The following is a 7,987-nucleotide window of genomic DNA, read 5'->3' as shown; positions in this document are numbered from 1 at the left end:
CTGGCGGCCGGAAAGAAGCAGATCGCCAAACTCAAACGCGACGAATGACAGGAAACCGGCCCCGAACGGGAGCAGATTGACGCCGGGTTGCTTCGCCATGAACTTTCCGTAACCTATTGATTTATTGTAACTTATAAAGCGAGAACCGGACTGCTAACCTGAGACACTCTTTCGTGTGTCCGGAGTTCCTCATGCAGTATGCGGTCGGCAAGTCCCCCATCTTTATCGGTGGTGCCCCGCGATCCGGTACGACGCTGCTGAGGGCGATGGTCAATGCGAGCCGCAATATTGTCTGCGGTCCGGAAATGCGGGTCATCCCGGCCCTGTGTCACCTCGCTGAACAGATCGACCGGAACCAGGCCAGCGTCCTGGAGAGCGGATACGGCGTCGACCGCGAAGCCCTGCACACCCAGTTCGCCCGGGCCATCGACACCCTTCTGGCTCCGCTCCATGCCCGCACCGGCGCCCGCGTCGCCGAGAAGACCCCGGCCAACATTCTCCACTTTGCGCGCCTGCGTCAGATCTTTCCGGACAGCCCGCTGATCGGCATTGTCCGTGACGGGCGCGATGTCGTCGCGTCGCTCCTGTCGATGGACTGGACGGACAGCGCCACTGGCCAACCCATGGCCATCACCCGCGACGCCGCGGCGGCCGCGCGTCTCTGGTGCGCCAGTATCGAGGCCGGGCGCCGCATGCAGGACGACCCGGCTTACTTCGAGCTTCGCTATGAGGCGCTCGCCACCGACCCGGTCGGGACAATCGCTCCGCTCTTCGACGCGCTGGGCGAGACTGACGCCGCCAAGGCGCGCGCCCTCGACCATGCCCGCGATTTCGATGTCGCGGCCGGGACCGGCGAGTCGAGTGCGGCGCGTGTCGCCCAACCGATTGACCGCAGCGCCATCGGGCGCTGGCAGAGCAAGCTCACCGCCGCGCAAATCGACACGGTCATGGGCATTGCCGGGGGGCATTTGCGCGAGCTTGGCTATGCCTGACCCTGAAGTTTCGGCCCCCGAACTGCCGGACGGCCGCCGCGACGGGGCCGGTCTGGTCTTTGCCGGCGGTTGTCCACGCTCCGGCCTGACCCTGCTGCGTCGCCTGATCGAACCGCACCGCCAGGTGCATTGCGGCCCGGATACCGGCCTGCCGCCATCGATCGCCATGCAATGGCAGAATTTCGCCCGCGAGCTGGGACCGCTGCATGCCCGGGATTTCGATCTCGGGGCCGAGGATATGCAGCGCACCATGGCGGATCTCCTGACCGGCATGATCGGCGCCCCGCTGGAGGCAGCGGACATTGATGTCCTGGTTGAAAAAACCACGCTCAATGTCGCCGCCTTCGGCCCGCTGGGGCGGCTCCTGCCCGAGGCGCGCTTCATCCATGTCGTGCGCGATGGCCGCGATGTCGCCAACTCCCTGCTCGCCCGCGACTGGCGCGACCCTCAGGGCCGCCCCTTCCCCCATGTCAGCGACACGGGCGCGGCCCTGAAATACTGGACCGACCTCACCGGAATCGGCCTCGCCGCCGAGCGCGCGCTGGCCGGTCGCATCCTGCGTATCCGCTATGAAGACCTCGCGACCCGGCCCAAGGCGACCATCACCGGATTGATGCGCTTTCTCGGCCTGAAATTCGAACCGACCCAGCTCCACTACGCCACACGCCAGATCGAGCTGCATGGTCTGGAACTGGACAGCCTGCCGCTCATCAACCAGCCCCTGACCCGGCGCCGGGTCGGGGCCGGTGCGGGCCTGGACGGTCGGGTCACGGCGCCGACGCGGCAGAGGCTGGACGAGTTGGGTTATGGGGCGGGCAGCGCCAAGCCTGGACGGAGGCGGAACCGGCTGGGTACGCGCTGAGGCAAATTGGAACCTGCGACGACAACGCAACTTGCCGCCTGACAACGCGCGGGCCAGTGTGGCGCCATGCTGGTCTACCTCTTCACTGCAGCCCTGTTCACGCTGATTTTCACGCGCGAAGTCATCGCACCGGCATCAGGTGCGTCTTGCGACAAGCGTTGGCGGATATTCGCCGGCAGCCTCAACCTCGCAAATCTGGTCGTCGTCCTCGCTGCCGGTTGGCTGTTCAGCGGCTGGATCGGGCGCCACGCCCTGCTGCCCCTGCCCGACAGCATGCCCGTTCCGGTACAGAGCCTGATCATTTTCCTGGTCGCCAGCCTTCTGGCCTATGGCTGGCATCGACTGACCCACGCGTCCGACACCCTGTGGCGCTGCGTACACCAGCTCCACCACAGCCCCTCGCGCATCGAGGCCCTGACCGCCTTCTATGTTCACCCGCTGGACAGCTTCCTGGCCACCTTGCTGAACGCGATCGTGGCCTATTGGGTCTTTGGTGCCAGCCCGCTCACAGCGGCGCTCGTCCTGGCCCTCGTCTCGGTTTTCAACCTCGTCGCCCATGCCGACCAGAGGACACCGTGGTGGCTCGGCTATCTCCTGCAGCGCCCGGAGATGCACCGTCTTCATCATGAACGGCACAGCCATCGCTCGAATTACGGACTGCCGCTGTGGGACATGGTGTTCGGAACCTGGCGCAATCCGCGTGAAGGCCAAGTGGAATGTGGCTTTGCGGCCGACCGCGAGTTCAAGGTGCGCGAGATGTTGCTGATGAAGGATGTGGGGGGCTGAGTGTATCGATTACTCCGCCGCCGCAGGCTGTGGCTTTCGGATGCCGATGAAGCGGTCGCCCAAGCGCGCCGCCATTTCGTCAGCGAGGCTTGATGGTTTTGTCGCCTTGCCGATCACGAGTGTTCGTCCTTGGGCATCGATGACCCACACGCGCATGAATATCTCGGAGATGCCCGCCTGCCGGATATCGTCCCAGGCCAGCTCGATATCCGGGCCAGGCCATCGCCGCGCGGCCAGGGTATCATCGGACCACCGGATCTCTGATCGGGTCAGATAGAGCAGAGCGCAGGCCACGAAGAGCCCCAATCCGACAGTCACGAGTGCAACTTCGCGCCCCTCCTGTGCCGCCAATCCGGTCGGGCCGGTGACCACATTGTGCAGGGTGATGACAAGCAACAGAATGCCCAACAACATCGGAGTTGGGATTGCCTCAACGAACGCAAACCCCGGATGTCGAAGACGTCGCCTCGCTCGGTGCCGCCAATGAATGGCCGCAACCAAGGCAAAGCCCAAGACATACCCCGCCACATAGCTCAACACTTCACCGCCCCCCAAAAAACCATTCATTGCCGCACCGGGAATAGGCAACCAGCGGCCAATAGCGGAAACCAATCCAAATCTGATGAAACGGCGCACGACGCGGCGCTATCCATAATTCGCTTGTCGGCCAGCAGGCCGTATCCGGTTCTTCAGGTCAAGGGCCCGAGGGGCCGCAAAGCGGGAAGACCCCTTGACCTGAAGAACCGGATACGGCGACCTCCCGGCAAGCGATTTATGGTGGGGCATGCGCGCGTGCGCAGAAGGGAATGAGGACGATCAAGATCGCTCGCATTTCCCAACACTATCGAGCGTGTCGCTGAGCGCGGCATCGCGGTATTTGTTCAATAGATCGGCCAGCTCCTGTGGCCACATGTATGTGCGGCGGCGGGTGATCGCCGAATTACATCCCGATCGTGATGCCGAAGAAGACCGAGACGATAGGCATTCCACAGGATAAACCGGCCGCTCCGATGGTACGCGTGTGCCGCATCACACGAAATAGACCGCCCTAGTGACCCACAGTCCTGGAACGGTAAGGCACAGCGGATTCCCTTTTAAATCACTTGCCAACCCGCAGGCAGAGACAGCTCCAGGCCGGGCGCGACACACAGCGTTGCTCCCGGGCTGCCAGAGAGGCAGTCGCTCCGGTCAAATGGGGCGCTTAACCACTCAAGCTCTGACCCGCGACGCAGCGACATCGGATATTCATCGCAAGCCTCGGCAATCCGACGGAAGTTGAGTTCACCTTCCTTCTGCTGCTGTCGCACCACGTAAGCCCTTCCGGACTCGAGGCTCGCTTGGCGGTTTGTGGAAGACAGCGTCGCGTCCTGCAGTGCACGCACAACATAATAAACAATCAGGACACCCGGCGCGCCCGGATGGCGCTCTGCGAAACCACCGATCACCTCGCCCTGGACCAGGTCTGATGTGTGATATTTTACATCTTGCGCGGTACCTCCGTCATAGCTCTCCAAGCTCAACTGGACAGCGGGTCTGGTCCGCTCCGGAAAGACCTCAATAACTGGCCAGCTGCCCTCACTCACCCCACCCGCTCCATCACGCAGATATAGAACCCGTCCGTATCCGTCCGCCCCGGGGAGAGCTGGAGGGCGCCGTGTTCGGTGAGGCAGGATTCCAGCAATTCCTCGGCGCCCTCGGCCAGTCCGCCGCCCGACTTGAGCACATCCATCACCGGCACCGGTTTGAAACCCGCGACCTTGTCGAGGAAGGCATTGACCCGGTCGCCGTTTTCTTCCGGCAGGACCGAGCAGGTGATGTAGACCAGACGACCGCCCGGCTTCACATAGCGATGGCCGCGTTCCAGCACGATGTCCTGCTCTTTCATGCGACGCTCGAGGGCGGCCGGCTTCAGGCGCCATTTGGCGTCGGGACGACGGCGCCAGGTGCCGGTTCCGGTGCAGGGTGCGTCGCAGAAAACGACATCCATTTTCTCAACAAAGTCACCCAAGGCCTTGTCTTCACTGTCATCATGGACCTGGACATTGCGCACATCGGCGCGCTTGAGGCGCGGCCAGATGGCGCGCAGGCGGCGCCAGTCGATATCCCAGGCATGAACCTGTCCGGTATTGTGAAGAAGGGCCGACAAGGCCAGCGTCTTGCCGCCCGCACCGGCGCAATAGTCCAGTATTTGCTGGCCTGAACGCGCGCCCGAGGCGAGCGCTGCCAGCTGGGACCCCATGTCCTGGACCTCGACCCAGCCCTTGCCATAGGCCGGGATGCTCTCGGCAGCGGCAGCCTTGCCACGCGGATCCCGCTGCGGAATCCGAATACCCGAGCGAACCAGGGGGCTATTCTCAGCCGCTTTCAGTTTTGACGATACCTCTTTGAAAGCACGGTCAAATTCGACCTTTACTTCATTCACCCGAAGATCGACAGGGGCCCGCGAAGAGAGCCTGGAGCCCTCTTCCGCCGCGGCCTCACCAAAGGCCCGGATCAGGCTCCCTTCGAGCCATTCCGGCACGTCGCCGCGAATGTGCAGGGGCGCGTCGGAAATGTCGCGTGCCAGGCCTTCGCGCTCGGCATTGGTGAGCCTGTCAGGAGCATGATCATCACCGTCGAACAGGGCGTCGATGGCATCCGCCTCAAGCCCCCAGACGCGGCCAACCGTCCCGATTGCCAGGGCCCGGGCCGTGCCCTCACCCATGGCATGGGTGATCGAGGACTGATGGCGCAGCGCGTCAAGAACCAGCCCGCCAATCCAGGCGCGATCGCCGGAGCCGGCAAAGCGGTTGGCCTTGCCCCAGTCACGCACGGCATCCTTCACCGGTCGGTGCTGGGTCTGGAGCGTGTCGAGAATTTCCATGGCCGCAGCAATGCGAGCGCCGTCTCTCATGTCGGATATCCGTCTTGTAAGGGCGCACGAAGGCGCGAATAGATCAGGGTTTGGCGCCGGTATAGCACGCCGCCAGCTGGGCGCAGATGAGCCTCGGCTCGGTGTAGATACGACGCCCCTGAATAACAGCCTCGGGCTCGACATGGGCGATCGTGTCATCGGCCAGGACGAGGGTCGGGGCATTCTGGTTGTCATCGTCGAGCAGGTCGACGATCGCTGCCCGCGGGCGCGCATGCTCGACCCGCACAAGCGTGACCGCATCGCGCCAGTGCGGATTGACCTTCAGCGCGCCCTCCATCGTGCAGCAATCTATGCACAGACGGTGACCGCCCTCGCCGTCATCCCAGGCGCCGGTCAGCAGGAAGAGGACATCCTTGCCGGTCTCGATCATCGGCTGTTCCTGCATCATCGCGTGACAATCCCTATGGCGAGCGTGACCCAGAATGCCAGCAAGACGAAGAAGCCGGCCGCAAAGGCGTAGAAACGCCAGCGCAGATGATTGGTCGTGGTGTGGATCACCGCATGGACAATGCGCAGCCCGGCCCACAGCCAGGCCAGCGACAGGAGGATCGGACCACCAACGCCCAGGATCACCGCCAGGATGATGCCGACGAAGAACAGTGTCGGCGTTTCCATCTGGTTCTGGAACGCGTTGGAAACCTGTTGAACCTGGCGCGGCCAGGCGCGCTGGCCCAGCACGATATCGGCCGGTTTGACCTTGCCGGCCCCGACCGCGCCAGTCCGCATCAGCGCATTGGCAAAGAGCAGGACAAAGGTCAGGGCAACTTGCAGCAGAAGCGGGTAAATCAGAGCGTCAGACACTGGAAACCTCCTTGAGAACATGGATGAGGACGGGGTAGCCACCCCACCCTCACCCGGCAATCTCTGCTCCGGCATGGCCTCCATGCGAACATGGTGGCTTGCCCTCACCGATCACATGATCAGCTCGTCGTCGGATAGTTCGGTGCTTCGCGCGTGATCTTGACGTCATGGACGTGGCTTTCGCGCAGGCCTGCATTGGTGATGCGCACAAATTGCGCACGCTGATGCAGATCGGCGATCATCTTTGAGCCGGTATAGCCCATGGCGGCGCGCAATCCGCCGACCATCTGGTGCAGGATCGGTCCGACCGGGCCCTTGTAGGGCACCTGGCCTTCAATCCCTTCCGGCACCAGCTTCATGCGCTCGGTATCCTTCTGGAAATAGCGGTCGGCGGAACCGGCCGCCATGGCGCCCAGCGAGCCCATGCCGCGATAGGATTTGTAGGAACGGCCCTGATAGAGGAAGACCTCGCCTGGTGCCTCTTCCGTACCGGCCAGCAGGGAGCCGACCATGACGCAGTCGGCGCCGGCGGCGATCGCCTTGGCCATGTCGCCGGAGAATTTGATCCCGCCATCGGCGATAATGCAGGCATCTGTGCCCTCTGCAGCGCGGCGCGCATCCATGATCGCCGTCAATTGCGGCACGCCGACACCGGCCACGATGCGGGTGGTACAGATGGAGCCCGGGCCGATCCCGACCTTCACACAGTCCGCACCCGCCTCGATCAGCGCCTTGGCACCGTCATAAGTGGCAACATTGCCAGCCACGACGCGGGCCAGGCTGGAGGATTTCTTGACCCGGGTGACCTGATCGAGAACCGATTTAGACTGGCCGTGCGCGGTATCGATCACGATCACATCCACACCGGCGTCGATCAGCGCCTCGGCACGTTCAAAGCCACTCTCACCCACCGTGGTCGCAGCGGCACAGCGGAGCGCGCCCTGGGCATCCTTGGCGGCATTGGGGAAGGCCTGCGCCTTCTCCATGTCCTTGACCGTGATCAGGCCGATACAGCGGTCGCTGTCATCGACGACCAGCAGGCGTTCGATCCGGTGTTTGTGCAGCTTGGCGCGGGCTTCGTCCTGGGAGGCGCCGACCTTCACCGTGACCACGTCGCGGGTCATCAGATTGCCGACTTTCTCATTCGGGTCGTCGGCGAACCGGACATCGCGATTGGTGATGATGCCGACCAGCTTGCCCGGGCGTCCGGGCGTGGCGCCCTCGACGACGGGAATGCCGGAAATCCGGTGTTGGGCAATCAGGGCGCGCAAGTCAGCCAGGGTCGCATCCGGCGCGATCGTCACCGGATTGACCACCATGCCGCTTTCATAGCGTTTCACGCGGCGCACTTCCTCGGCCTGTTCGGCTATGGTGAGATTACGGTGGATGACGGCGAGACCGCCAGCCTGGGCCATGGCGATCGCCATTCCGCTCTCGGACACCGTATCCATGGCCGCTGCGAGCATGGGAATCTTCAGCGAGACATCGCTGGCCACGCGCGTGGAGACATCGGCATCGGCGGGAAGAACTTCGGACGGGCCCGGTTGCAATAGCACATCATCGAAGGTGAGACCTTCACGAATCTCCATGGGAGACTCCTCATTGCTGCTTGCGGCGCGGCAATAGAATGGA

At 63.4% G+C, this 7,987-nt stretch carries 9 protein-coding genes; 3 read left to right on the top strand and 6 right to left on the bottom strand.

The features are described from left to right. The first annotated feature begins 191 nt into the window (after window positions 1-191). The 3 genes from QZ266_RS05050 (at window position 192) to QZ266_RS05040 (ending at window position 2,640) form a co-directional block, all read left to right on the top strand. On the top strand, window positions 192-992 hold the full coding sequence (locus QZ266_RS05050) for a sulfotransferase (protein WP_295692168.1): 801 nt from the start codon (window positions 192-194) through the stop codon (window positions 990-992). Continuing rightward, window positions 985-1,854: a sulfotransferase gene (locus QZ266_RS05045; RefSeq protein WP_295692165.1), complete on the top strand. Its 870-nt coding sequence runs from the start codon at window positions 985-987 to the stop codon at window positions 1,852-1,854. Before QZ266_RS05050 ends, QZ266_RS05045 begins: the two co-directional genes overlap by 8 nt. A gap of 66 nt (window positions 1,855-1,920) precedes the next feature. Continuing rightward, window positions 1,921-2,640 carry a sterol desaturase family protein gene (locus tag QZ266_RS05040; RefSeq protein WP_295692162.1) on the top strand — a complete coding sequence of 240 codons (720 nt, stop codon included), beginning with the start codon at window positions 1,921-1,923 and terminating at the stop codon, window positions 2,638-2,640. A 9-nt stretch (window positions 2,641-2,649) separates the two neighbouring features. On the opposite strand, the gene QZ266_RS05035 is transcribed toward QZ266_RS05040, so the two are convergent. From QZ266_RS05035 to guaB, 6 genes are all read right to left on the bottom strand, one after another. Continuing rightward, the gene (locus QZ266_RS05035) at window positions 2,650-3,276 is read right to left on the bottom strand and encodes a hypothetical protein (protein WP_295692160.1); all 627 of its coding nucleotides are present in this window, start codon (window positions 3,274-3,276) and stop codon (window positions 2,650-2,652) included. A gap of 458 nt (window positions 3,277-3,734) precedes the next feature. After that, complete coding sequence (locus tag QZ266_RS05030; RefSeq protein WP_295692158.1) at window positions 3,735-4,223, bottom strand: hypothetical protein; 489 nt, start codon at window positions 4,221-4,223, stop codon at window positions 3,735-3,737. Further along, window positions 4,220-5,533, bottom strand: a complete 1,314-nt coding sequence (locus tag QZ266_RS05025; RefSeq protein WP_295692155.1) for an RsmB/NOP family class I SAM-dependent RNA methyltransferase — start codon at window positions 5,531-5,533, stop codon at window positions 4,220-4,222. Before QZ266_RS05025 ends, QZ266_RS05030 begins: the two co-directional genes overlap by 4 nt. 43 nt (window positions 5,534-5,576) lie before the next feature. Then, window positions 5,577-5,942, bottom strand: coding sequence for a DUF3088 family protein (locus tag QZ266_RS05020; protein ID WP_295692152.1), 366 nt, complete (start codon window positions 5,940-5,942; stop codon window positions 5,577-5,579). After that, the gene (locus QZ266_RS05015; protein WP_295692150.1) at window positions 5,939-6,355 is read right to left on the bottom strand and encodes an MAPEG family protein; all 417 of its coding nucleotides are present in this window, start codon (window positions 6,353-6,355) and stop codon (window positions 5,939-5,941) included. The genes QZ266_RS05020 and QZ266_RS05015 overlap by 4 nt, the downstream gene beginning before the upstream one ends. Window positions 6,356-6,474: 119 nt before the next feature. After that, window positions 6,475-7,944 carry an IMP dehydrogenase gene (gene guaB / locus QZ266_RS05010; protein ID WP_295692149.1) on the bottom strand — a complete coding sequence of 490 codons (1,470 nt, stop codon included), beginning with the start codon at window positions 7,942-7,944 and terminating at the stop codon, window positions 6,475-6,477. Window positions 7,945-7,987 lie beyond the last annotated feature (43 nt).

The sequence above is a fragment of the uncultured Maricaulis sp. genome (assembly GCF_905480005.1).
Lineage (GTDB): Bacteria > Pseudomonadota > Alphaproteobacteria > Caulobacterales > Maricaulaceae > Maricaulis.
This window is presented reverse-complemented; position numbering and strand designations above follow the sequence as displayed.

Coding starts and splice junctions, on each gene's coding strand:
- QZ266_RS05045 (WP_295692165.1), top strand. CDS start 985: ATGCCTGACCCTGAAGTTTCGGCCCCCGAACTGCCGGACGGCCGCCGC.
- QZ266_RS05050 (WP_295692168.1), top strand. CDS start 192: ATGCAGTATGCGGTCGGCAAGTCCCCCATCTTTATCGGTGGTGCCCCG.
- QZ266_RS05020 (WP_295692152.1), bottom strand. CDS start 5,942: ATGATGCAGGAACAGCCGATGATCGAGACCGGCAAGGATGTCCTCTTC.
- QZ266_RS05040 (WP_295692162.1), top strand. CDS start 1,921: ATGCTGGTCTACCTCTTCACTGCAGCCCTGTTCACGCTGATTTTCACG.
- guaB (WP_295692149.1), bottom strand. CDS start 7,944: ATGGAGATTCGTGAAGGTCTCACCTTCGATGATGTGCTATTGCAACCG.
- QZ266_RS05025 (WP_295692155.1), bottom strand. CDS start 5,533: ATGAGAGACGGCGCTCGCATTGCTGCGGCCATGGAAATTCTCGACACG.